This window comes from Micropruina sp., from assembly GCF_047606365.1.
GTDB lineage: Bacteria > Actinomycetota > Actinomycetes > Propionibacteriales > Propionibacteriaceae > Micropruina.
The window spans coordinates 1-24,081 of record NZ_JASGEN010000101.1 but is presented as its reverse complement, the minus strand read 5'-3'; the positions used below and the strand labels follow the sequence as shown (position 1 = coordinate 24,081).

Genomic DNA, 24,081 nt, shown 5'->3' with positions numbered 1-24,081 from the left:
GTGGGCTGCACCCCCTCCGGGTAGGTCGGGCGTAAAGCGCGCGAGCCCCCTGCCAGGGTCTGAAGGACGAAAGCAGAAGTAGGGCGAGTTGCGCACGGGCGGGACGGGGTGCAGCCCACTCCGCGGAACCAAACGCAACCACCGAGACCCAACCACAGAAGGGTCTCGACAAGCTCGACCAGCGGTGAGTGTGTCGCCTGCGCGCGAGTTGGGATCCCCGGATGACCGGGACGACCGGGAACTTGAGCTATCGGAACGGAGGTCGAGACAGCGGACGGGTGGATCTCAACCCGCGCCGAATTCGCGGTTGAGTCGTTGCTGCAACTCGTCGCCGCCGCTGAGGTGACCACCGACGACAACCTCGACTGGTGGGGTGAGGTTGGCCCGCACCGTATAGCTGACCGGGAATCCGAGTGTTCTGATCAGGGCCAGGTGTGCGCGGGCGGTGGCTTCCATGAGGTCGGGCGTCTCCGCCCAGACCGCAACCTTCAGAGCAGGGTCGGTCGACGGGTCGTAGGTGGCCGACCATTGCCCGTCCGTCGCCAGACGGCTGATCAGGGAAAAGACCTCCGACATCGGATACGGCGGACCCAGCAGGTCGAGCCGCAGCCGCCGCCAGCGAATGATCCAGTGTCGACCGGCCAGATCGTCCGCATGCCGCGCCAACAACCCCGGCAGCGTCGCCAGTAGGGCCGGATCGCCCGTCCGTGCGGGCCGGTCGAGCGCCACTTCGATGCTGCCGGGTCCCCTGGTGGTGTCCGAGGGCACCGCCCAATCGACCGCGCCGGCCAGCTCATGAATCAGCCGGAACCACCGCTCAGTCTCGGCAACGGGCGAGGTCCGATGCCGGTCATCGCTGAACACCCGCAGCACGTGGGCGCCTTGCCGAACGACGAACCGCGAGGTATGCCGGGCGAATTCCCTGGTGAGGCTGCTGTAGTACCGCCCGGCCACGTCCAGCGCAGCCTCGCCGGTAGCGTCGTCGGTCAGCGTGACGTCGACGTTGTACGAGTAGCCCATGGTCGGTTCGCGGTTGTAGCGGCCGTCGACGCGGGCAACACCCGGAAGCGAACGTAGCTCCTCCGAGAGTGCGGACGCCTCGACCGACCGGTCCGGCACTCCCGACCAGGCAGCCAACGCCGCGCCCAGCCAGTCCGTCAGGTTCATCCGACGATCATGCCCCGATCAGGGTGCTCGAAGGTTCCGCCGGCAAGACGTAGACCTAGCCCCGCCACCGACGCTTGCCCGCTGCGCGACGCCCGGGAGGCGCCTCGCTGCGTTCTCCTCCGTCGCCGTGCGAGCAGGTGTGACTCGCTGTCGGCGCTTGGGCGACGTCCGATCGGACACCCCTTGCCAGGGCGGGCGTCGATGGTGGGCACTAGTAGCCGAACCCGAACCTTGCCGTCCCTCGAAGTCAGGAGCAGGATGGAAAGTTGACCGAAGGAGAACCGCATGCGTCGCACCCCAGCCGTCCTGACCGTCGCTCTGATCACCGTCGCGGGCTGGCTACCGGCAGCCGCGCCGCAAGCCATGGCGCAACCGTTGGAATGCGAGTACCCGGCCTACGGTGACATCAACGCCGACGGCACCCCTGAACTGGTGGTCGGCGTGCCCAACGCGAACGGCGGAGCCGGCGCGGTCGACATCTTCTACGACCGTGCCAAGGCGCCGACCCGGGTCACCGCCGCCTCGCTCGGCTTCACCCCGAGTGCCGGCGAAGAGTTCGGCAGTTCGGCGCTGATCACCGATCTGGACGGCGACGGCTGCAGCGAACTCGTCGTCGGTGCGCCCGGTGCCGACAGCGGGGCGGGCCGCGTCTACATCGCCAAGGGCACGCCGTCCGGGCTGAGTGACACGCCGACCTACGCCCCCATCTCGTCGCCCAGCGCGGGTGCCCGGTTCGGCGCGACGCTGTCCGAGACCAGCACCGCCAAGCAGCAGGACGTGCTGATGATTGGGGCCCCCGGCTACGACCATCCGGCCAAGGACGCCGGCGCGGTTGCCCTGGTCGAACTCAACCGCAGCACCGGCACCCACAAGGCGCCGATCATGATCAACCAGGCCACCCCCGGCGTGGCGGGTTCGGCGAAGGCCGGTGACGGTTTCGGCTCGGTGCTGGCCGGCAACATCGTCGGCGTCCCCGCCAAGGATGTCGGTGCCGCGAAGGACGCCGGCGCCGTCGTCCGGCTGCTGCTGAAATCCACCAGCCCGAAGCTGGAGGTGGCCGGGCAGGAGTGGACGCAGAACGGTCCCGGCGTCTCGGGTACCGCCGAAGCCGGCGACCGGTTCGGCGCCAGCCTCACCGGTGGCGGCTTCGTCGCGGTCGGCGTCCCCGGCGAGGACGTCGGATCGGCCAAGGACGCCGGCATGGTGCATCTGTTCCGGCAGAACGACATCGCCGGTGCGAAGGCGTTCAAGCAAAGTCGCGCCCACACCCAGAACACGGCAGGCGTCCCGGGGACGGCCGAGCGGGGTGACCGGTTCGGTGCCGCGGTGGCGTTCGGCGACATGGAATCAGGCGAGAGCGGCTACAACCTGTGGATCGGCGCCCCCGGCGAGAGCATCGGCAGCACCGGCCAGGCTGGGTCGGTGACCCGGCTCGGACTGGGCGGCTCCCGATTGCCCAACACCGCGCTGTACTCCGGCCACGGACTGCCCGGAAGCCCCGAGAAGGGCGACCAGCTGGGTGCCACGCTGGGCACGGTCGGCGACGACTACAACATGGAAGAGGACGGCTCGACCAGTCTGCTGATCGGCGTCCCGGGCGAAGACCGTGGCACCGCGCGCGACTCGGGCTGGGTGATCTTCTCCCGGTACTCGTTCGACGCGTCCCCGCGAACCAAGGGTCTGGTCAACAAGGCGGTGGCCGGCGAGCACTACGGTCAGGTCTTCGGTTCCTGACCCAGCACTCGCCGCGCCCCTGCACCGGTAGCAACTCGTCGCGAGCCGGCGGCCACGCGCAGAGCCGGGCGAGGGCTATCGCTGGTCGTCGGGCCGCACCACGCCCTCGTCCATCGCCTGCTGAATGTCGTGCGGCAGCGCCTTGCCGGTGGCCAGCCGTGCGTTCCGGTAGCCGTAGACGGCGTAGATCAGGAAGCCCAGCGCCATCCACACCAGGAACCGCACCCAGGTCTCCAACGACAGGTTCAGCGTCAGATAGAGGCAGATCAGCGCCGAGATGATCGGCAGCACCGGCGAGAACGGCACCTTGAAGGCCCGGGGCAGATCGGGACGCTTCCGGCGCAGCACCACCACCGCCAGCGACACCAGGATGAACGCCGACAGGGTTCCGATGTTGACCATCTCTTCCAGCATGCCGATCGGGGTGAGGCCGGCGAAGATCAGGCAGGCCACCGTGACCACGATCGAGATGCGCCACGGCGTCCGGTACTTGGGGTGCACCCGGGCCAGGCCGAGCGGCAGCAGGTTGTCCCGCGACATCGCGAAGATGATTCGGGTGGCCCCGATCATCAGGGTCAGCACGACGGTGGTCAGGCCGGCGACGGCACCGGCCGAGATCAGCGTGGCCATCCAGCCCTGCCCGTGATGGGCGAACGCGTTCGCCAGCGCCGCGCTGGGGTCGATGTCGGCGTAGTTGACCATGCCGACGACGACCAGCGCGACGGCGCAGTAGAGCACCGTGCAGATGATCAGCGAGGCGATGATGCCGATCGGCAGATCACGCTGCGGATTGCGGGTCTCCTCGGCGGTGGTCGCCACCACGTCGAACCCGATGTAGGCGAAGAAGACCAGGGCCGCACCGGCGAAGACGCCGCTCCAACCGAAGACGGCCGGGGCCGAGCCGGTGAGCCACTGGATCAACGGCTGGGTCCAGCTGAACCCCTCGGACGCCGCCGAGGGCACCGAGTCGGGAATGAACGGGGTGTAGTTGGCCGGATTGACGAACATCAGTCCGGCGACGATCACGAACAAGACGATGAACAGCTTCACGCCGACCAGCACCATGTTGACCCGCAGCGACTCCTTGATGCCGACCGTGATCAGCACGCCGAGCGCCACGATCAGCAGGATCGCCATCAGGTCGAAGCCCTTGGTCTCGCTGAACGGGCTGGCCCCGTAGGCCAGGAACTCGGGCAGGGTGATGCCGAATTTGCCGAGCAGTACGCCGAGGTAGGCACTCCAGCCCTGAGCTACCACGCTGGCGCCGAGGAACATCTCCAGGATCAGGTCCCAGCCGATGATCCAGGCGAAGACCTCACCCAGCGAGGCGTAGCTGAAGGTGTAGGCCGAGCCCGAGACGGGCACGGTGGAGGCGAACTCGGCGTAGCACGTGGCCGCCAGCGCACAGCACACGGCCGCCACCACGAAGCTGATCACGATGCCGGGTCCGGTCATCTCGTGCGCCACGCGTCCGGTCAGGGTGAAGATGCCGGCGCCGATGACGACACCCACCCCGAAGACGGTGAGGTCGAGCGCGGTCAGGGACTTCTTGAGTTGGTATTCAGGTTCGTCGGTGTCGGCGATCGACTGCTCGATCGATTTGGTACGGAACACGCTCATCGGAATCCTCCTGTGGCTTCCCCGTAGTGGTTGTCACAAGCTAGTACAGGGGCTCGGCGTCGCGCAGGGATTGGACACGTCCGCTCGATAGTCGTCGCAGGCACGAATGGGGCCGCGGCCCAGCTGCACTGAGCGGCGCAACGAGCCCGCGCAACGAGCACCCACGCAACCGGTCCGGCTGATTTCGCGGGGACCGTCTCCCCGCAAGGGGTGAAATGCGGGCCGTCTCGGGGTCGCTGCCACGCCGCGAACTCGACCCGGCCCCTACCCTTGACCGCGTGACTCAGTGGTTCACCGACGCCTTCAGGGCCGAATTCGAGAAGCAGGCCGCCCAGATCGGGCGGTTCAACCTGGCGATCTTCGGCAAGACCGGCGTCGGCAAGTCGACGCTGATCAACGCGATCTTCGGCCAGAACGTGGCTGCCACCGGCATCGGCGACCCGGTCACCCTGGACGCCCACCTGTACCTCGACACCCGCGGCACCCTCGGCCTGATCGACACCCGCGGTCTCGAGATCGGACGCGACGACGGCGAACTGATCAAAGAGGTCACCAAGTATGTGAAGCAGATGCGCAGCAAGCCGGTGCATGAGCAGATCCACGTCGCCTGGTACTGCGTGCGCGGCATGGACCGCCGCTTCGAAGAGGTGGAGGCCACCTTCATCAAGACCCTGCACGACCTCGGCATCCCGGTGCTGCTGGTGTTCACCCAGGTGCCGATGAGAGAGGGCCAGTACCACCCGGACGCCGTCGAACTCGCCCGGCAGGTCGAGGCCAAGCAGTTGCCGATCATCGGCGGACGCCCGTTCATGACCTACGCGATGAGGGACCAGTTCACCGGTCAGCCGCCCCACGGCTTGATGGACGTCCTGCAGGCGACCTTTCACGTTGTTCCTGAGGCTGTCCACGCAGCTCTCGCAGCCGCCCAAACGATCGATCTGGAGGCGAAGGCCAAAGCAGCCCAGCGGCACATCGGCGCGACGGTAGCCGCTGCCGGCGCGGCGGCCGCGGTGCCGATCCCGTTCTCGTCCGCGGCGCTGCTGGTGCCGTTGCAGCTCGGCATGATGGGCCGGATCGCGCACCTGTACCAGTTGCCGTTCGACAAGGCGGCGCTGCTCGCCGTCGCCTCCACCTCGGTGGCGACCACCCTGGGCCGGACGGCGGCCGCCAACGCGCTCAAATTCCTGCCCGGCGCGGGCAGCGTGGCCGGCGGCGTGATCAACGCCTCGGTGGCTTCCGGCTTCACTCTGGCGACGGGCCAGGCCTGGCTGACCGTCTGCCAGAAGGCGGCCGGTGGCCAGCTGCCGAAACTCAACGGCGTGGTCGACACCAAGGCCGTCCGTGACATGTTCGAATCGGAGTTCCGCAAGCGGATGCCGACGATCCGGCACAAACAGGACTGAGCCGCCCACTCGTAGCAACTTCGTCATCCCGGCGAACGCCGGGATCTCAGACGCGGCCGAGATCCCGGACGTAGAGATCCCGGATCAAGTCCGGGATGACGGATCCGGGACGACGGATCTGGGGCGACGGGTCCGCCGGTTCTGAGACGCAGCCTTCCGAGGGGCAGAATTTCCACGATCTACGACACGCAGTAGTAGACGAGTGCCACGATTGGCTTCATGAGTCAGCGAACCATTGGCGTGACCGAGGTCGCTCTCCGGGACGCCCACCAGTCCCTGATGGCGACCCGGATGGCGCTCGAAGACATGGTGGACGCCTGCGCCGACATCGACGCAGCCGGCTACTGGAGCGTCGAATGCTGGGGCGGAGCCACCTACGACGCGTGCATCCGATTCCTCAACGAGGACCCCTGGGTGCGGCTGCGCACCTTCCGTGAACTTCTGCCGAACAGTCGCCTGCAGATGTTGCTGCGCGGCCAGAACCTGCTCGGCTACCGGCACTACGAGGACGACGTCGTCCGGCGATTCGTCGACAAATCGGCCGAGAACGGCATGGACGTCTTCCGCGTCTTCGACGCCCTCAACGACCCCCGCAATATGGAGGTCGCGATGCGGGCGGTGACCGCGACCGGCAAGCACGCCCAGGGCACCATCTGCTACACCATCTCGCCGCTGCACACCGTCGAGGGCTACGTGCAGCTCGCCGGGCAACTGCTCGACATGGGTGCCGAGTCGCTGGCCCTGAAGGACATGGCCGCGTTGCTGCAGCCGCAGCCCGCCTACGACATCATCCGCGGCATTAAGGACACCTACGGCGAGGACACCCAGGTCAACGTGCACTGCCACGCCACCACCGGCGTCACCCTGGTCACCCTGATGAAGGCGATCGAGGCCGGCGCCGACGTGGTCGACACCGCCATCAGCTCGATGTCGCTGGGCCCGGGCCACAACCCGACCGAATCGCTGGTCGCGATGCTGGAGGGTACGCCGTACACGACGAACCTCGATCCCGACCGGCTGATCCGGATCCGCGACCACTTCGCGAAGATCCGGCCCAAGTACGCCGCGTTCGAGTCGGCCACCCTGGTCGACACCGACATCTTCTCCAGCCAGATCCCCGGCGGCATGTTGTCCAACATGGAGAGCCAGCTGAAGGCACAGGGCGCCGGCGACCGGATCAAAGAGGTGATGGCCGAGGTGCCTCGGGTCAAGGCCGACGCCGGCCACCCGCCGCTGGTCACGCCGTCCAGCCAGATCGTCGGCACCCAGGCGGTGTTCAACGTGCTGATGGGCCGCTACCAGGTGCTGACCGGAGAATTCGCCGACCTGATGCTCGGCTACTACGGCGAATGCATCGGCGAACGGAACCCCGAGGTGGTCGAGATCGCCCGGACGCAGGCCAAGAAGGACCCGATCACCGTCCGTCCGGCCGACCTGCTGCCGCCCGAATGGGACGAGCTGGTCACCCAGGCGTCCGCGCTCGACGGCTGTGACGGCACCGACGCCGACGTGCTCACCTACGCGATGTTCCCGCGGGTGGCGCCCGAGTTCTTCAGTCACCGCGACGAGGGGCCGAAGAACGTCGGCAAGACCCCCGAACAGCTGGCGGACGCCGCGAAGGCGGCCTCCGATTCTTCGACCGCGGTCACCGGACCGATCACCTACAAAGTCAGCATGGGCGGCCGCGACCACCGCGTGACCGTCGAGAGGGCGTGACGAAACAGATGGCAACGACCAAGAAGGCCAAGGACATGAGCAGCCGGGTCGCCGAACTGCTCGAGAAGCGGGCGGCCACCCGGGCAGGCGGCGGCCAGCAACGCGTCGACAAGCAGCATGCGGCCGGCAAGATGACCGCCCGCGAGCGGATCGACGCGCTGATCGACCCCGACACCTTCCAGGAGATCGGCCTGTTCCGGCGCAACCGGACGGTGACCTTCGGCATGGACACCGCCGACATGCCCGCCGACGGCGTGGTGACCGGCACCGGTGCGGTGCTCGGACGTCCGGTGCACATCGCCAGCCAGGACTTCACCGTGGCCGGCGGCTCCGCCGGCGAGACTCACTCGAAGAAGGTCGTCGAGATGATGGAGTCCGCGCTCAAATGCGGCACCCCGTTCGTCTTCATCAACGATTCCGGTGGCGCCCGCGTCCAAGAGGGCATCGACTCGCTGTCCGGCTATTCGCAGGTGTTCTACGCCAACGTGCTGCTCTCCGGCGCGGTGCCGCAGATCTCCATCATCGCCGGCCCCTGCGCGGGCGGCGCGGCGTACAGCCCGGCGCTGACCGACTTCATCATCCAGACCCGCAAGGCCCACATGTTTATCACCGGGCCGAACGTGATCGAACAGGTCACCGGTGAGAAGGTCAGCCAGGACGCGCTGGGTGGCGCGGATGCCCACATGGCGGTTTCCGGGGTGAACCATTTCGTCGCCGACGACGACGAGCAGGCGATCCTGATCGCCAAGAAGCTGCTCAGCTTCCTGCCGCAGAACAACACCGAGGATCCGCCCCTGGTCGACCCCGACCCCTACGTCGAATACGACCCGTCTCTGCATGGCATCGTCCCTGCCGAGGGCACCAAGGGTTACGACGTGCGTGACGTGATCGGCAAGGTGATCGACCACGCCGACTTCCTCGAGGTGCAGGCCGGCTACGCCCAGAACCTGGTCGTCGGTTTCGGCCGGATCAACGGCCGCAGTGTCGGCATCGTCGCCAATCAGCCCAGCGTGATGGCCGGCGTGCTCGACATCAACGCCTCCGACAAGGGGTCACGCTTCGTCCGGTTCTGCAACGCGTTCAACATTCCGATCGTCACCTTCGTGGACGTCCCCGGTTTCCTGCCCGGTGTCGCCCAGGAGCACGGCGGCATCATCAGGCACGGCGCGAAGATGCTGTACGCCTACGCGGCGGCCACAGTGCCGAAGATCACCGTGGTGCTGCGCAAGGCATACGGCGGTGCCTACATCGCCATGTCGGCCAAGGACCTGGGCGCCGATCAGGTGTTCGCCTGGCCGACCGCCGAGATCGCCGTGATGGGTGCCGAAGGTGCCGCGTCGGTGGTGTTCCGGCGTGAGATCGCCGCCGCCGACGATCCGGACGCCCGGCGCGCCGAGCTGGTCGAGGAATATCGGGAGACCTTCTCGACGCCGTTCGTGGCTGCCTCCCGCGGGCTGGTCGACGACGTCATCGACCCGGGCGACACCCGCCGCAAGGTGGCGATGGCGCTCGAACTGCTGATCGCCAAGCGGCAGCTGCGGCCGGCCAAGAAGCACGGCCTCGGCCCGGTCTGAGGCAGGAGCGATGACGAATCAGGACGCCGAGCTGCTCGAACTGGTCAAGAAGCTGACCGACCGGGTCGACGCACTTGAGGTCGAGATCAAGGAACTGCGGGTGCTGAACGCCGAGGTTCCCGAGGAGACCCTGGTGGCCATCGCGGCCGCCGTCGCCGCCTACCTGGGGCATCGCGCCAAGCGGCGCCAGGCCCACTTCACCACGTCCGCCATCTGGCAGAGCGGCACCCGCCGCCGGCAGCACGGCCACGAGCCGATGCATCTGCGCTGAAGCGAGGAAGCACAGACATGAAACTGAAAGTCACGGTCAACGGTGTCGGCTACGACATCGAGGTCGACGTCGAAGAGCCGGAGCGCCCCACCCTGGGCGCGGTGGTGATCGGCGGCGGAGGCTCCGCCCAGCCGACCCGCACCACCGCCTCGGTGAAGGCCGCCTCGGCCAACGCCGTGGTGGCGCCACTGTCGGGTGCGGTCGCCCGCATCCTGGTCGCCGAGGGTGACGAGATCACCGAGGGCCAGGTGCTGCTGGTGCTGGAGGCGATGAAGATGGAGACCGAGATCACCGCACCGCACGCCGGGACGGTCGCCGCCGTCCTGGTCGGCGAGCGCGATTCGGTGCAGGGCGGACAGGCGCTGATCGAGCTAGCCTGAGGCTCTCACCGAGATTCAGGAGGGCGGCCGATGCCGAAACCCCGATGGGGCTGGTTCGCGGTCGCCGTCCTGGCCACCGTCACCGGTGTCTGGATGGTCACCGCCGGCTACTTCACCCAGAACGGCTCCGGGCCACCCGGCGGACTGATGTTCGCCCTGGTTGCCCTGGTCGCGGTCTGGTCCTTCGGGCGGGCGTTCTTCAACTTCCGCTTCCCGCCGCGCGAGAAGGACTGACCCGAAACACCTTGTGGTTGGCGGCTTGGGCGCGCGGACGAATGACCAGCCGATCCACGTTGACGTGTGCCGGACGGGTCGCCATCCAGCTGATCGCGTCCGCGATGTCCTCGGCCACCAGCGGCCCTGGGACACCGGCGTACACCGCGTCCGCCTTGGCCTGATCGCCGTCGAAGCGGGTCAGCGAGAACTCCGGGGTGTGCACCATGCCGGGGGAGATCTCGCACACCCGCACCGGCCGATCGAACAACTCCAGCCGGAGCGAACCGGCCAGTGCCCGTTCGGCTGACTTCACCCCGCAGTAGCCGGCGCCGCCCTCGTAAGGCGCTTCGGCTGCGGTCGAAGTGACGAAGATCACCGTGCCGGCGCCGGCGTCCAGCGCCGGCAGCAGGGCGCGGGTGACCCGGGCGGCGCCCAGGACGTTGACGTCGTACATCCGCTGCCAGGCGTCGATCTCAGCCTCGGCGACCGGCTTCTGACCGAGTGCGCCGCCGGCGTTGTTGACCAACAGATCGAGGCGGTCGCCGACCGTTTCGGCGAGCCGATCGACCTCCTCGGTGACGGTCACGTCGCAGGGCACGGCCAGCCCGCCGATCTCATCGGCCAGCGCCTCGATCCGATCCGTCCGGCGGGCCGCGCAGATCACTCGATACCCCGCCGCGGCGAGGGCTCGCGCCGTCGCCTCACCGATCCCGCTGCTCGCCCCGGTGACCACCGCTGTTCTGTCTGCCATGTCGCCGATTCTGCCAGTCGGACGCCGATGGCTACGGTGTCCGGATGGCACGGGTGGCGATGATCGGGCTGGGACGGATGGGTTCCGGCATGGCCGGACGGCTGCTGGAAGCCCGCCACGAACTGGTGGTGGCGAACCGGACGCCACACCGCGCGGCCTCGTTGGTGGAGCGCGGGGCGCGCCTGGCGGCCAGCCCCGCTGAGGCGGCCCGCGACGCCGACGCCGTGGTGGTCATGGTCAGTGACGACGCGGCCTCGGAGTCGGTGTGGCTGGCCGACGACGGCGTGCTGGCCGGATCGCCGCGTCCGGGCGCTTTGGCCATCGAGTGCTCGACGCTCTCCCACGAATGGGTGCTGAGGCTCGCCGGCGAAGTGGCTGCCGCCGGGCTGCGCTACCTGGACGCGCCGGTCACCGGCCTGCCGGACGCCGCCGCGCAGGGCCGGCTCACCCTGCTGGTCGGAGCCGCGCCGGACGACCTGGAAGCCGCCGGGCCGATCCTGGAAGCACTGGCCGAACGGGTGGTGCACTTCGGGCCGGTCGGCACCGGCACCGCCTACAAACTGATCGTGAACCTGATGGGCGCCGTCCAGATCGCCGGTGTGGCCGAGGGTCTGGCGCTCGCCGAGCGGGCCGGCCTTGACGCGGTCCTGTTCGCCGACGCGGTGGCGACGGGCCAGGCGGCGAGCCCGCAGGTCGTCCGGAACATTCGCCGGATGGTGGCCGGCGACCACGACCGTGCGGTGACCTTCTCGGCACAGTTGCGGCGCAAGGACACCGCCTACGCGCTGCAGTTCGCCCAGCAATTGGAGGTCGGGGCCGCACTCGGATCGGTCGCGTTGGAGGGGCTGGAACGGCTGCTCACCGACGGGCGGGGGAGTCTCAACGAAAGTGCCGTGATCGAGGTGGCGCGCGCTCGGCGTCCGTCCTGATCGGGACCCGTCCCAGCGACCGGATCGAATCGTCGCGACGCCTGCCCCGGCGCGGGGGGTCACCGCTAGGCTCCCCTCATGAGTGCGAACCTGATCCTGCTCCGTCACGGCGAGAGCGAATGGAATGCCCTGAACCAGTTCACCGGTTGGGTCGATGTCGACATCAACGAGAAGGGCATCGGCGAGGCCAAGCGTGGTGGTGAACTGCTGAAGAGCAGCGGCCTGCTGCCCGACGTGCTGCACACCTCGCTGCAGCTGCGGGCGATCCACACCGCCGAGTTGGCGCTGCACAACTGCGACCGCACCTGGATCCCGGTCCGGCGCAGCTGGCGGCTCAACGAGCGCCACTACGGCGACCTGCAGGGCAAGAACAAGGCCGAGACCCTGGCCCAGTACGGCGAGGAGCAGTTCATGCTGTGGCGCCGCTCGTACGACACGCCGCCGCCGCCGATCGCCGACGACAACCCGAACACCCAGTTCGACGACCCGCGGTACGCCTTCCTGCCGCCCGAGGCCCGGCCGCAGACAGAATGCCTCAAGGACGTCGTGATCCGGATGCTGCCGTACTGGTACGACTCGATCGTCCCCGACCTGCGCGCCGGCAAGACCGTGCTGATCACCGCCCACGGCAACTCGCTGCGCGCCCTGGTGAAGCACCTCGACAACATTTCCGACGATGCCATCGCCGGCCTGAACATCCCCACCGGCATCCCGCTGCACTACGAGCTGGACGACGACCTCCGTCCGGTTACCACCGGCGGCACCTACCTCGACCCGGACGCCGCCAAGGCAGCCATCGAAGCGGTCAAGAACCAGGGCAAAAAGTAGGTCCGTCCTGCCGTGGTCGCCTCTGGCTAGGGGTGACGCGTTGTCGGGGCGCGTCCGCTTGCGACGGTCGCTTCGTCCGCTGGCGCGTCCGATGCTTTGTAGTGTCGCTGCGCAGACGCGCCCCGACAACGCTCACCAGTTCCTTGTGCGACCACGGCAGTAGCGGCGCGGGTCCGGATCAGGTGCTTGGTTCCGCGCTTGGCTTCGGCCGGAGTTCTCGTCATCCCGGACTTTGACGCTCTCGTCATCCCGGACTTGATCCGGGATCTCCACGACTCGTGCACGCGGCCGGAGATCCCGGCGTGCGCCGGGATGACGAAAGGCTCCGTCGGCCGCGCTCGTCGGCAAGGCTCGGTCGGTTGTGTCGAAAACTCGACTATCGCCCAGCTGATTCCCACGCGCTCAACCGGCCACAGGAAAGTCCCTCAAGTGAGCTACTCGGCACCGGCACGCACAGAGTGCGAGAACCGGACCGGCGCCTGAGCGCACCAGACCGCCCGACTCGCGTCGGCCAAGAGCAGAAGTAGAGCGGTGGGTGAATGGTCCTGCGCAGCGACACTACAAAGCATCGGACGCGTCAGCGGACGAAGCGACCGTCGCAAGCAGGACCATTCACCCACCGCGACCCCAGGCACTCACCGAGCCGAAGCGAGCCAGAGCAAGCGAGCCAGAGCAATAGAGAGCGCTCAGGCGACGGTCCAGTTCTCGCCCTCGGGATGGTTGCCGGTGACGACGTAGATCACCCGTCCCGCCATGATCACGGCGTGGTCCGCGATCCGCTCGTAGTAGCGGCCCAGCAGCGCGACATCCACCGCGGCCTCCACCGAGTAGGGCCATTCCGCGCCGAGCAGGATGCGGAACTGGCTCTTGCGCAGCTCGTCCATCTCCTCGTCGGAGTCGGCCAGCTTGGAGGCGTCGTGGGCGTTGCGGCTGTTCAGTGCACGGCCGGCGGTCGCCACCATCTCTTCGGCAACCCGGGCCATCAGTTCGAAGTTGGGTACCAGGCCCTCCGGCACGGCCGGGGTGGGGTAACGCAGCCGGGCGATCTTGGCGACGTGGCAGGCCAGGTCACCCATCCGGGCCAGGTCGGCCACCATCCGCATCGCGGCCACGATCGTCCGCAGTTCGCCGGCCACCGGGGCCTGCCGGGCGAGCAGCACGAAGCAGCGCGCCTCCAGATCATCATGTTGTGCGTCCAGCAGCGCGTCGTCGCTGATCACCTGTTCGGCGACAGCGAGGTCGGCGTCCAGCAGCGCCTTGGTGCTCAGCCGGACGGCCGTCCGGACCCGTTCGGTCATGCCGACCAGGTCCGTCACCACGCTGTCCAGATCCTCGCGGTAGCTCTCTCGCATCTCTCCTCTTTCACCGTCACTGCCGATCCGGGCCCGCTCCACCCTATGCCTGGGCGTTGGCCGCGGAACCACCCCCGGCGACGAGTGGGTGAACAGTCGGTGAACTCTGGCCGGGTCGCGCGAAACGGGCCCGCGCGGCCCGGCGGCGGTGCGCTTATGATCGGCAACTGTGAGCCCGCTCGTCGCCAGCGTTCTGGGGGGTGTCGTGGGCGTTCTCGCGACACTGCTCGGCCTCGTCATGTGGCGGACGCGGCAACAGCCGGCCGAGCCGATCCCGGCGCCCCTGCTCTCGCCGGCGCTGAAGACGACCATCGAGCACCTGCGCGGGCCCGCGGCGGTACTCGGCCCGCACGACGAGATCCTCGCCCAGTCGCTGACCGCGGCGTCCTCGGGGGTGGTGCGCGGCAGCCGGCTGGCCCGCACCGAAATGCTGGAACTGGTCCGTGAAGCCCGCCGCGAAACCGAGCCGGGCGTCCTCAACGTCGATCTGCCGACCAGTCCTGGCATGCCCAGCCGACGGTTGGCACTGCGGGTCGCGCCGCTGGGTGACGGGCTGGTTCTGCTGGTCGCCGACGACCGGTCCGAGGCGTTGCGGATCGACGAGACCCGCCGCGATTTCGTCGCCAACGTCACCCACGAGCTGAAGACCCCGATCGGCGCATTGTCGTTGCTGTCCGAGGCGATCACCGACGCCGCCGACGAGCCCGACGCGGTGCGTCACTTCGCCGGCCGGATGTCCACCGAGACCGCACGGCTGAACGAGCTGATCTCGCAGATCATCGCGCTGTCCCGACTGCAGTCCAGCGACCCGTTGCTGGCCGCCGTCCCGATCGAGATCGACGAGGTCGCGGACGCCGTGCTTGACCAGTTCCGCGATCAGGCCGACAGTCACCAGATCGTGCTCAGTCACCAACGCAGCCCCGGGATCACCATCCGTGGCGACCAGGGCCAGATCGAGGCGGCGTTGCGCAATCTGGTGCAGAACGCGATCGCCTACTCCGAGGCCGGCGCCCGGGTGGCGCTGACCACCCGCCGGGTGCACGACGCGGCCGGCGATTGGGTCGAGGTCAGCGTCTCCGACAACGGCATCGGCATCTCCGAGGCCGACCAGGCCCGGGTGTTCGAACGCTTCTTCCGGGTCGACTACGGCCGCAGCCGGGCGCACGGCGGCACCGGGCTCGGACTGTCGATCGTCAAGCACATCGCCGCCGCGCACGGGGGCACCGTGAGCCTGTGGAGCCGGCTCGGGCAGGGCTCCACGTTCACCCTGCGGCTCCCGGCACTCCAGCCAGAAACCGACGAAGGGAGCGCCGCATGACCAGGGTGCTGTTGATCGAGGACGAGGACGCCTACCGCGAGACCCTCGGCTACCTGCTCCGCAAGGAGGGCTTCGACGTCGTCGAGGCGGCGGACGGCACCAGCGGGCTGGCCGAGTTCGACCGGGGCGGCGCCGACATCGTGCTGCTCGACCTGATGATGCCCGGGCTGCCGGGTACGGAGGTGTGCCGACGGCTGCGGGCACACAGCTCGGTGCCGGTGATCATGGTCACCGCCCGCGACGACGAGATCGACAAGGTCGTCGGCCTCGAACTGGGTGCGGACGACTACGTCACCAAGCCGTTCAGCCATCGCGAGCTGGTGGCCCGGATCCGTGCGGTGCTGCGCCGCGGCCAGGAGGTCGAACTGGAGCCGGACGTGCTCGAGGTCGGCGGCGTCCGGATGGATGTCGAACGGCACGAGGTGTGGGTGCGCGGCGAGCAGGTCAAGCTCGCCCTGAAGGAGTTCGAGCTGCTGGAGATCCTGCTCCGCAATGCCGGCCGGGTGATGACCCGCGGCCAGCTCATCGACCGGATCTGGGGCGCCGACTATGTCGGCGACACCAAAACCCTGGACGTACATGTGAAGCGGCTGCGAGCCAAGGTCGAGGCCGATCCCGCCGAGCCGGCGCTGCTCGTCACCGTCCGTGGCCTGGGCTACAAATTCGAGGCCTGATCAGCTCGACCAGCGGTTGACCGCAAGCTCGACCAGCGGTGGCCGGCGGATCAGCCGACGGTGATGTGCTGGAACTCCGGCTCGTCCGAAGAGAGCACGGGGGCGACCAGGGTGACTGGGCCGGCCTTGGCGAAGGTCAGCGTCACATCGGCCAGCAGGCCCGGCTTCATGTCGGGCGAGGTCACCGCGATCCGCACCGGGGCGTCGGTCAGCACGGTCAGCGTGTTGGCGGCCAGCGTCGCCGGTAGGCCGGTGCTGGTCACCACCAGCGGGCTGCCGAGGCTGCCGTCCGACTTCTGCGGCGTCCCGGTCACGCCGGTCAGAGTGTCGTCACCATAGGTCGCCACTGAAGCGCTCAGCACACCACGGCCGGTGTTGTCGGCGACGATCAAGACGTTCCGCACCATCACCGAGCCGACGGACGAGTTCACACCCTCAGCCGGCGTGTATGGCTGCAGGGTCTGCGCGTCCATGCCGCAGCCGGTCAGGGCCAGCGCGAGCGGTACGCACAGGCTGACGCCGATTCGCCGGAGAGTGCTGGCCATCTGAGACTCCTTGTGGTCGCCGTTTTGGGGGTCAGCCTAACGAATTGCGCGGCGGTTTGGGGGTGTCGGACGGTGTCGTTCCGGAGAGCCTCGCAAGACCCGTCCGGCCGAGTGAAAACAACATAATCAGACGTTGGATGATGTGGAGAAACGGGCGAATCTGTTGACAAGGCCAACCGAAACGGTAGAGTGCAACACGAATCAACGTCAGCGAGGAGGTTGTAGCCACATGTACGCAGAAGAGCGTCAGCGGACGATCGTCAGTCTCGCGCTGCGATACGACAGGGTCGCCGTCACCGAACTGGCCCAGCGCTTCGACGTCACCACCGAAACCATCCGCCGCGACCTCGACGTGCTCGACCGGCGCGGCATCCTGCGCCGGGTGCACGGCGGCGCCGTTCCGGCCGAGAACGTCCGGCTCGTCGAGACCGCTGTGGCCGACCGGGAACCCGCGTTCTCGGTGCAGAAGGGCCGGATCGCCCACGCCGCGCTGCGCTTCCTGCCCACCGGCAGCGGCTCGACGGTGCTGATCGACTCGGGCACCACCACCGCCCGGTTCGCCGCGGCGATGGGCGGCAACCAACACCACACGGTGATCACCAACTCGGTGCCGATCGCTTCGCAGCTGGCGCTGCTGGGTGGCCCGGTGCAGTTGCTCGGCGGACGCGTCCGGGGCCTCACCCAGGCGACCGTCGGCGGCGAGACCGTGGAGGCGCTGGCGCGGCTCTACTGCGATGTCGCCTTCCTCGGCACCAACGGCTTGAGCGTCGGTCACGGACTGTCCACGCCGGACAGCGACGAGGCGGCGGTGAAGCGGGTGATGGTGCGCGCGGCCCGTCGTCGGGTCGTGCTGGCCGATTCGTCGAAGGTGGGTGCCACGCTGCTGGTCAGCTTCGCGGCACTCAATGATGTCGAAGTGCTGGTAACGGACTCCGGATTGCAGGAAGCTGATCGCCAGCAGCTAGTCAACGCAGGATTGGAGGTCGTCGTCGCATGATCATCACCCTCACCGCGAACCCGAGCCTCGATCGGACCGCCAGCTTGGACGCGCCATTGGCGCGGGGGCAGGTCCAACGAGTCAGTGGGGTCACAGTGGAACCGGGCGGAAAAGGGGTCAATGTGGCCCGCGCCATTCATTACGCAGGCCAGAGCGTCCGGGCGGTTCTGCCGGCACCGGACGAGGACCCGATCCTGGCCGCGCTGCGCCAGCTCGGTGTCGACTACCGCACGGTCGCGGTGGCGGAGGGGGTACGGATGAACCTCACGCTCACCGAGCCGGACGGCACCACCACCAAACTCAACGAGCCCGGTCCGCGGCTCAGCGACGCCCAGATCGAGGAGCTGGCCGCCCTGGTGGTCAGCGAGGCCGCGGACGCCGAATGGGTGGTGCTCTCGGGTTCATTGCCGCCGGGTGTGCCGGCCGACTTCTACGCCACCCTGGTCCGCCGGCTCCGGCCGCTCGGCGTCAAGGTGGCCGTGGACACCTCCGACGATCCGCTGCAGGCGCTGGTCGACAACTTCCCCGACGCCGCCCCCGATCTGCTCAAGCCGAACTCGGACGAGCTCGCGCAGCTCACCGGTGCGAACGCCGAGGAACTCGAGGCGGCGGCCAAGGCCGGCGACCCGAGCGCGGCGGTGGCTGCCTCACGCAGCCTGGTCGAACGCGGCGTCACCGCGGTGATGGGCACCCTGGGTGCCTCCGGTGCGGTCCTGGTGACCGCCGAGGGCGCCTGGCATGCCAGCCCGCCCCCCATCGTCCCGCGCAGCACCGTGGGTGCGGGCGACTCATCGGTGGCCGGCTATGTGCTGGCCGACTGCGGGGGAGAAGCCGCCCCCGGACGACTCCGAACCGCTGTGGCGTACGGCTCCGCCGCGGCATCCATGGCCGGAAGCGCCCTGCCCAGGCCCGAGCACCTCAATACCGCCGAAGTCGTCATCACCGACCTCGGCTGATTACAGAAACCCTGAAAGGACACACCAAATGTCGCAGGACCTGATCACTGCTGATCTGGTTGTGCTCGACGTCGATCTTGGCCCGACCAAGAACGATGTGATCCACAATCTGGCCGAACTGGTCGCCAAGGCCGGTCGGGCCGACGCGTCCGGTCTCGAGGCTGACGCCCTGGCCCGCGAGGCCAAGGCCGCCACCGGTCTGGGTGGCGGGATCGCCATCCCGCACTGCCGCTCCGCCGCCGTGACCACCAACTCGCTGGCGTTCGCCCGGCTCTCGCCGCCGGTCGACTTCGGGGCCTTCGACGGCCCCGCCGACATCGCCTTCATGATCGCCGCCGCCGAAGGCTCCGACGACGCCCACCTGGAGCTGCTGGCCCTGCTGGCCCGCAACCTGGTGCGCGCCGAGTTCACCGACGGCCTGCGCAACGCGGCCACCCCGGAGGACGTCGTCGCCCTGGTCAACGCCGCCATCCATCCCGAGGAGGAGGCCGCACCGGCCGCGGCCCCGGCCGCCGCCGCTCCGGCTGCCGCCGCGTCGGACGAGAAGGTCGTGCTGGTGGCCGTCACCGCCTGCCCGACCGGCATCGCGCACACCTTCATGTCCGCCGACGCCCTCGAGCAGGCAGCCAAGGCCGCCGGTGTCGAGCTGCATGTCGAGCCGCAGGGCTCCGGCAAGGTCACCCCGCTCGATCCGTCGGTGATCGCACGCGCCCAGGCTGCGATCTTCGCCACCGATGTCGGCGTGAAGGAGCGCGGACGCTTCGCCGGCCTTCCGGTGGTCGAGTCCGGGGTGAAGCGGGCCATCAACGAGCCGGCCAAGATGATCGAGGAGGCCGTCGCGGCGTCCAAGGATCCCAACGCTCGCAAGGTCTCCGGGGACGCCTCGGCTGCCTCGTCCAGCGAGAGCGGCAGCCAGCTGAGCATCGGCAAGCGCATCCAGCAGGCGCTGATGACCGGCGTCTCCTACATGGTGCCCTTCGTCGCCGCAGGCGGCTTGCTGATCGCCCTGGGCTTCCTGTTCGGCGGCTTCGACGTCTCGCTGGTGCCGGGAGCCGCCGGTGCCCGCACCTGCGCCGACCTGACCTGGGTGAGCGCCGAGGCGTGTGCCAACGGCGATTCCATCGCGGCCCTGGCCATCAGCGCGGGTTGGGGAGCCGGCTTCTCGATGTACCTCGGCGCGTTGCTGTTCACCATCGGCGGGGCCGCGTTCGGCTTCCTGCTGCCCGCCCTGTCCGGCTACACCGCCTACGCATTGGCCGGCCGCCCGGGCATCGTTCCGGGCTTCGTCGGTGGCGTGATCGCCGGGTCGGTCGGCGCGGGCTTCCTCGGCGCCCTGGTCACCGGTCTGCTGGCCGGTGCCGTGGCCTCGTGGATCGCCGGAATGAAGGCGCCACGCTGGCTGGCCGGCCTGATGCCGGTGGTGATCATCCCGCTGTCGGTGACTGCGATCGTCGGACTGGCCATGTACCTGGTCCTGGGCAAGCCGCTGGCGGCGCTTACCCAGGCGCTGCAGGACGGACTGGGCGGCATGACCGGTGGTTCGGCGATCGTGCTCGGGATCATCCTCGGCCTGATGATGTGCTTCGACCTCGGCGGCCCGGTGAACAAGGCGGCCTACCTGTTCGCCACCGCCGGGTTGTCGGCGCAGTCGCAGGCCTCGTTCCAGGTGATGGCTGCCGTGATGGCCGCCGGCATGGTTCCGCCGCTGGCTCTGGCGCTGGCCACTACGGTGCGCAAGTCGCTGTTCACCGAGGTCGAGCAAGAGAACGGTCGCGCGGCCTGGCTGCTCGGAGCATCCTTCATCTCCGAGGGAGCGATCCCGTTCGCTGCGGCCGACCCGTTGCGGGTGATCCCGTCGATGATGGTCGGTGGCGCGGTGACCGGCGCGATGACGATGGCCTTCGGGGTCGGTTCTCGTGCCCCGCACGGCGGCATCTTCGTGTTCTTCGCGATCAACCCGATCCTGTGGTTCATCGTGTCGATCGCTGTCGGCGCCGTTATCTCCGCCATCGCGGTGATCGCCATGAAGCAGTTCTGGCCGGCCAAGGCCCCCGCGGCGGTGGCCTGATCTTCGCCGCTGTCGAGCCCGTCGAAGCGTTGCTTCGGCGGGCTCGCTGCTGTTCGGACGCCGTCGCCCGGCGACACCGTTGGACTTCCCCGAGCGTGCTCCATTTGGTGTTGTCAGAGCCGTTTTGGCCACTCCAATTTCGCGATCCGGACGCCTCGGCGGCACACCGCAGATGCCCTTGTCAACCCCCCAAAGTGCCTCTGGCTAGGACGAACGTTTCGAATATTGGACGCTTGCGTGCTACCATGGATGCCTGGGAAAGGGGTCTATTACATGACTTTTGAGGTCGGTGAGACGGTGGTCTACCCCAATCATGGGGCAGCCGTTATCGAAGACATTGAAACCCGGACGATCAAAGGCGAGGACAAGCTCTACCTCGTACTGCGCATCGTCGGCCAGAACGATCTGGTGGTTCGGGTCCCGGCACAGAACCTCGACGAGATCGGCGTCCGCAACGTAGTGGACGCGGACGGTCTCGAGCGGGTGTTCTCCGTGCTCCGGGCGCCGCACACCGAGGAGCCCACGAACTGGTCGCGTCGCTACAAGGCAAACCTTGAGAAGCTGCACTCCGGCAACGTGATGAAGGTCGCCGAGGTGGTCCGTGATCTGTGGCGGCGCGAGCGTGAGCGCGGGCTGTCGGCCGGCGAGAAGCGCATGCTCGCCAAGGCTCGTCAGATCCTGGTTTCCGAACTGGCACTGGCAGAGAAGGTCGAGGAAGACCGGGCCGAGGTCCTGCTGGACGAGGTTCTGGCTTCCTGATCAACGGTCACTGAAACCGGCCGTCGCGAAAGCGACGGCCGGTTTTGCGTTTCCCGGGCCTGTCTTCCGGGGCGCGCTCCGTCCCTGGACTACTCCGCTATCCCGGCCCACGCCGTCATCGGCCCACTTCGTCATCCCGGCGAACGCCGGGATCTCTGCCTTGTTGTGTCCCAGGAGCTCCACCGTCCGTCCCTGCGCGGAGAGATCCCGGGGCGGAGCCCGGGATGACGTGAGATCTCATACTGCAAAAATATTCAGCTAACGCAGAGTCTTGCACATACCGGCCGATCGGACTTAGGGTTCCGGCATGGCAGCAGGGCAGCTGGATGCGCTCGACGCGTATCGGACGATGTGGCGGATCCGCCTTTTCGAGGAGGCGGTCGAGGATCTCTACGGGCGGGGCATGATGCACGGCACCATGCACCTGTCCATCGGGCAGGAGGCGGTGCCGACCGGTGCCTGCGCAGCGCTTCGAGACGGCGACCAGATCACTTCCACCCACCGCGGGCATGGTCACTGCATCGCCAAGGGCGCCGACCTGGGCCGCTCGATGGCCGAGCTGCTGGCCCGCGACAACGGCTACTGCCGGGGCCGCGGCGGCTCGATGCACATCGCGGACGTCGCCACCGGCAACCTGGGCGCCAACGGCATCGTCGCGGGCGGGCCGCCGATCGCGGCCGGTGCGGCGCTGAGCAACCAGCTGCGCGGTACCGATCAGGTCTGTTTGTGCTTCCACGGCGACGGCGCGGTGGGTGAGGGCGCCTGGCACGAGGCGCTCACTCTGGCGTCGATGTGGAGCCTGCCGGTGGTGTTCATCTGCGAGAACAACAAGTACGGCATGTCGATGTCCAGCGAGAAGGCGTTCAAGGTCGAGCGGATGAGCGACAAGGCCGCCGGCTACGGCGTCCCCGGCGAGACCGTGGACGGCAACGACGTCGAGGCCGTCTTCGAAGCGGTCAGCCAGGCGGTGACCCGGGCCCGGGCCGGCGACGGGCCGACCTTCATCGAGGCGCTCACCTATCGCTGGCGCGGCCATTCCAAGTCCGACAAGAACCTGTACCGCACCCGCGAAGAGATCGCGCAGTGGCGGGCGGACGACCCGATCGCGGCCTACGCCGACGTCCTGCTGGAGCGCGGCGTCGTGACCCAGGACCAGCTGAACGCGATGAGTGACGACGTGCGCAACGAGATCCGGGAGGCCGTCCGGTTCGGCACCCAGGGCGAGGAGCCGACGGTGGAGGCGATGCTGGCCGGCGTCTACGCGGCGTCGCCGGTGGACGCCCGTCCGATGGAGGCGCGGGCATGAGCGGCACCCGCAGCATGACCTACGCCGAGGCCGTCCGTGAGGCGATGGCGCAGGCGATGACCGACGACGACCGGGTCTTCCTGATGGGTGAGGACGTCGGCGTCTACGGCGGCGCGTTTGGCGTCAGCAACGACCTGTACCAGCGGTTCGGCACCGACCGGGTGCGGGACACCACCATCTCGGAGTTGGGCATCGTCGGCATGGGCGTCGGCGCGGCGCTGACCGGGATGCGGCCGATCGTCGAGATCCAGTTCTCCGACTTCCTCTGCCAGGCCATGGACCAGGTGGTGAACCAGGCCGCCAAGCTGCACTTCATGGTCGGCGGGCAGGCTGACGTCCCGTTGGTGATCCGGGCGCCCGGCGGCTCCGGGACCGGCGCCGCCGCCCAGCACAGCCAGTCGCTGGAGGCCTGGTTCGCGCACATCCCCGGGCTCAAGGTGGTGATGCCGTCCAACGCGACGGACGCCGGCTCGCTGCTGCTGGCCGCCCTGGACGACCCCAACCCGGTGCTGGTGCTGGAGCACAAGCTGCTCTACAAGCAGACCTTCGAGGTGCCCGAGGTGTTCCCCAAGGCGTATCTGGGCGAGGGCACCATCGCCCGGGCCGGCACCGATTTGACCATCGTGGCCACCTCGGTCGAGGTGCAGCGTTCGCTGGAGGCCGCCGAGCAACTGGCCGCGTCCGGGATCAGTGCCGAGGTGATCGACCCGCGCACCATCAAGCCGCTGGACGTCGACCTGATCCTGAACTCGGTGTCCCGCACCGGACGGGTGCTGCTGGTGCAGGAGGCCGCGAAGACCGGCGGGTTCATGGCCGAGGTGTCGGCCAGCATCGCCGAGTCGGAGGTGTTCGGCGACCTGCAGGCCCCGATCCGGCGGCTCTGCGGCCTGGACACCCCGATTCCGTACAGCCCGAAGCTGGAGCGGGCCACCGTGCCGCAGATCGAGGACATCGTCGCCGCGGCGTCCGCCCTGGTCGGGGAGTGGTGAGCGATGCCCCGAGTCCCGCTGTTGATGCCGAAGATGTCGATGACGATGGAGTTCGGCACCGTCGAGGAGTGGCTGGTCGAGGTCGGCGGCCCGGTCGCCGACGGTGACGCCGTGGTGGTGGTGACCACCGACAAGGTCGACATGGACGTCGAATCGACCTGCGACGGCACCCTGACCGAGATCCTCGCCCAGCCCGGCGACCAGGTGCCGGTCGGCCAGCCGATCGCCTGGATCGAGACCGAGAAGGACGACCTGCTCGGCGACCTCTTCGCCGCCCCTCGTGACGATGTGGCCCCCGGTGCCGAGGCGGCTCCTGGTGCCGAGGCGACTTCTCGTCATCCCGGGCTTGCCCCGGGATCTCAGGCTGACAGACGAGCTGCGGCAGAGATCCCGGCGTTCGCCGGGATGACGGAGGCCACCGGGGTGACGGAGGCCACCGGGGTGACGGAGGCCGCTGCCGGGGTGACGGAGGCCACCGGGGTGACGGAGGCCGCTGCCGGGGTGACGGAGGCCACCGGGGTGACGGAG

The 24,081-nt window shown here is 68.5% G+C and carries 23 protein-coding genes; 18 read left to right on the top strand and 5 right to left on the bottom strand.

The features are described from left to right. Positions 1-285 precede the first annotated feature (285 nt). Complete coding sequence (locus tag QM624_RS11375; RefSeq protein WP_415091850.1) at positions 286-1,167, bottom strand: hypothetical protein; 882 nt, start codon at positions 1,165-1,167, stop codon at positions 286-288. A gap of 285 nt (positions 1,168-1,452) precedes the next feature. Here QM624_RS11375 and QM624_RS11370 point away from each other — a divergent pair, with 285 nt between their 5' ends. Then, entirely contained in the window at positions 1,453-2,901 is a 1,449-nt protein-coding gene (locus QM624_RS11370) for an FG-GAP repeat protein (RefSeq protein WP_415091848.1), read from the top strand. Between the two features lie 75 nt (positions 2,902-2,976). Here the strand turns inward: QM624_RS11370 and QM624_RS11365 are convergent, their stop codons facing one another. Further along, on the bottom strand, positions 2,977-4,521 hold the full coding sequence (locus QM624_RS11365; protein ID WP_415091846.1) for an amino acid permease: 1,545 nt from the start codon (positions 4,519-4,521) through the stop codon (positions 2,977-2,979). Between the two features lie 278 nt (positions 4,522-4,799). On the opposite strand from QM624_RS11365, the gene QM624_RS11360 reads away from it, so the two are divergent. From QM624_RS11360 to QM624_RS11335, 6 genes are all read left to right on the top strand, one after another. Further along, complete coding sequence (locus QM624_RS11360) at positions 4,800-5,924, top strand: GTPase family protein (RefSeq protein WP_415091844.1); 1,125 nt, start codon at positions 4,800-4,802, stop codon at positions 5,922-5,924. Positions 5,925-6,143: 219 nt separating this feature from the next. Continuing rightward, positions 6,144-7,640 carry a methylmalonyl-CoA carboxytransferase subunit 5S gene (locus QM624_RS11355; RefSeq protein ID WP_415091842.1) on the top strand — a complete coding sequence of 499 codons (1,497 nt, stop codon included), beginning with the start codon at positions 6,144-6,146 and terminating at the stop codon, positions 7,638-7,640. An 8-nt stretch (positions 7,641-7,648) separates the two neighbouring features. Continuing rightward, positions 7,649-9,214, top strand: a complete 1,566-nt coding sequence (locus tag QM624_RS11350) for an acyl-CoA carboxylase subunit beta (RefSeq protein ID WP_415091840.1) — start codon at positions 7,649-7,651, stop codon at positions 9,212-9,214. A gap of 10 nt (positions 9,215-9,224) precedes the next feature. Beyond that, entirely contained in the window at positions 9,225-9,485 is a 261-nt protein-coding gene (locus QM624_RS11345) for a hypothetical protein (protein ID WP_415091838.1), read from the top strand. 17 nt (positions 9,486-9,502) lie between these two features. Beyond that, a complete protein-coding gene (locus QM624_RS11340; RefSeq protein WP_415091836.1) occupies positions 9,503-9,865 on the top strand; it encodes a biotin/lipoyl-containing protein in 363 nt (120 codons plus the stop codon). Positions 9,866-9,895: 30 nt separating this feature from the next. After that, positions 9,896-10,099, top strand: coding sequence for a hypothetical protein (locus QM624_RS11335; protein WP_415091834.1), 204 nt, complete (start codon positions 9,896-9,898; stop codon positions 10,097-10,099). Here the strand turns inward: QM624_RS11335 and QM624_RS11330 are convergent. Continuing rightward, the gene (locus QM624_RS11330) at positions 10,065-10,832 is read right to left on the bottom strand and encodes an SDR family NAD(P)-dependent oxidoreductase (RefSeq protein WP_415091832.1); all 768 of its coding nucleotides are present in this window, start codon (positions 10,830-10,832) and stop codon (positions 10,065-10,067) included. The two genes, QM624_RS11335 and QM624_RS11330, sit on opposite strands and share 35 nt — an antisense overlap. A 44-nt stretch (positions 10,833-10,876) precedes the next feature. Here QM624_RS11330 and QM624_RS11325 point away from each other — a divergent pair, with 44 nt between their 5' ends. Then, the gene (locus QM624_RS11325) at positions 10,877-11,761 is read left to right on the top strand and encodes an NAD(P)-dependent oxidoreductase (protein ID WP_415091830.1); all 885 of its coding nucleotides are present in this window, start codon (positions 10,877-10,879) and stop codon (positions 11,759-11,761) included. A gap of 78 nt (positions 11,762-11,839) precedes the next feature. Beyond that, the gene (locus QM624_RS11320) at positions 11,840-12,589 is read left to right on the top strand and encodes a phosphoglyceromutase (protein WP_415091828.1); all 750 of its coding nucleotides are present in this window, start codon (positions 11,840-11,842) and stop codon (positions 12,587-12,589) included. Positions 12,590-13,275: 686 nt separating this feature from the next. Here QM624_RS11320 and phoU read toward each other — a convergent pair. After that, complete coding sequence (gene phoU, locus QM624_RS11315; RefSeq protein ID WP_415091826.1) at positions 13,276-13,941, bottom strand: phosphate signaling complex protein PhoU; 666 nt, start codon at positions 13,939-13,941, stop codon at positions 13,276-13,278. Between the two features lie 169 nt (positions 13,942-14,110). Between phoU and QM624_RS11310 the strand changes: the two genes are divergently transcribed. Next, positions 14,111-15,259, top strand: a complete 1,149-nt coding sequence (locus QM624_RS11310; protein ID WP_415091824.1) for a sensor histidine kinase — start codon at positions 14,111-14,113, stop codon at positions 15,257-15,259. After that, entirely contained in the window at positions 15,256-15,933 is a 678-nt protein-coding gene (locus tag QM624_RS11305) for a response regulator (RefSeq protein WP_415091822.1), read from the top strand. The genes QM624_RS11310 and QM624_RS11305 overlap by 4 nt, the downstream gene beginning before the upstream one ends. Before the next feature lie 50 nt (positions 15,934-15,983). On the opposite strand, the gene QM624_RS11300 is transcribed toward QM624_RS11305, so the two are convergent. Then, positions 15,984-16,478: a hypothetical protein gene (locus QM624_RS11300; RefSeq protein WP_415091820.1), complete on the bottom strand. Its 495-nt coding sequence runs from the start codon at positions 16,476-16,478 to the stop codon at positions 15,984-15,986. Positions 16,479-16,707: 229 nt separating this feature from the next. Here QM624_RS11300 and QM624_RS11295 point away from each other — a divergent pair, with 229 nt between their 5' ends. From QM624_RS11295 to QM624_RS11265, 7 genes are all read left to right on the top strand, one after another. After that, the gene (locus QM624_RS11295; RefSeq protein WP_415091818.1) at positions 16,708-17,475 is read left to right on the top strand and encodes a DeoR/GlpR family DNA-binding transcription regulator; all 768 of its coding nucleotides are present in this window, start codon (positions 16,708-16,710) and stop codon (positions 17,473-17,475) included. Continuing rightward, positions 17,472-18,431, top strand: a complete 960-nt coding sequence (locus QM624_RS11290; RefSeq protein ID WP_415091816.1) for a 1-phosphofructokinase family hexose kinase — start codon at positions 17,472-17,474, stop codon at positions 18,429-18,431. Before QM624_RS11295 ends, QM624_RS11290 begins: the two co-directional genes overlap by 4 nt. Positions 18,432-18,459: 28 nt before the next feature. Then, positions 18,460-20,499: a fructose-specific PTS transporter subunit EIIC gene (locus QM624_RS11285; RefSeq protein WP_415091814.1), complete on the top strand. Its 2,040-nt coding sequence runs from the start codon at positions 18,460-18,462 to the stop codon at positions 20,497-20,499. Between the two features lie 273 nt (positions 20,500-20,772). Then, on the top strand, positions 20,773-21,258 hold the full coding sequence (locus QM624_RS11280; protein ID WP_298135284.1) for a CarD family transcriptional regulator: 486 nt from the start codon (positions 20,773-20,775) through the stop codon (positions 21,256-21,258). 307 nt (positions 21,259-21,565) lie between these two features. Further along, positions 21,566-22,564, top strand: coding sequence for a thiamine pyrophosphate-dependent dehydrogenase E1 component subunit alpha (locus QM624_RS11275; RefSeq protein WP_415091812.1), 999 nt, complete (start codon positions 21,566-21,568; stop codon positions 22,562-22,564). After that, a complete protein-coding gene (locus QM624_RS11270) occupies positions 22,561-23,553 on the top strand; it encodes an alpha-ketoacid dehydrogenase subunit beta (protein WP_415091810.1) in 993 nt (330 codons plus the stop codon). Before QM624_RS11275 ends, QM624_RS11270 begins: the two co-directional genes overlap by 4 nt. A 3-nt stretch (positions 23,554-23,556) precedes the next feature. After that, on the top strand, positions 23,557-24,081 hold a 525-nt coding region (locus tag QM624_RS11265; protein ID WP_415091808.1), incomplete at its 3' end, for a biotin/lipoyl-containing protein.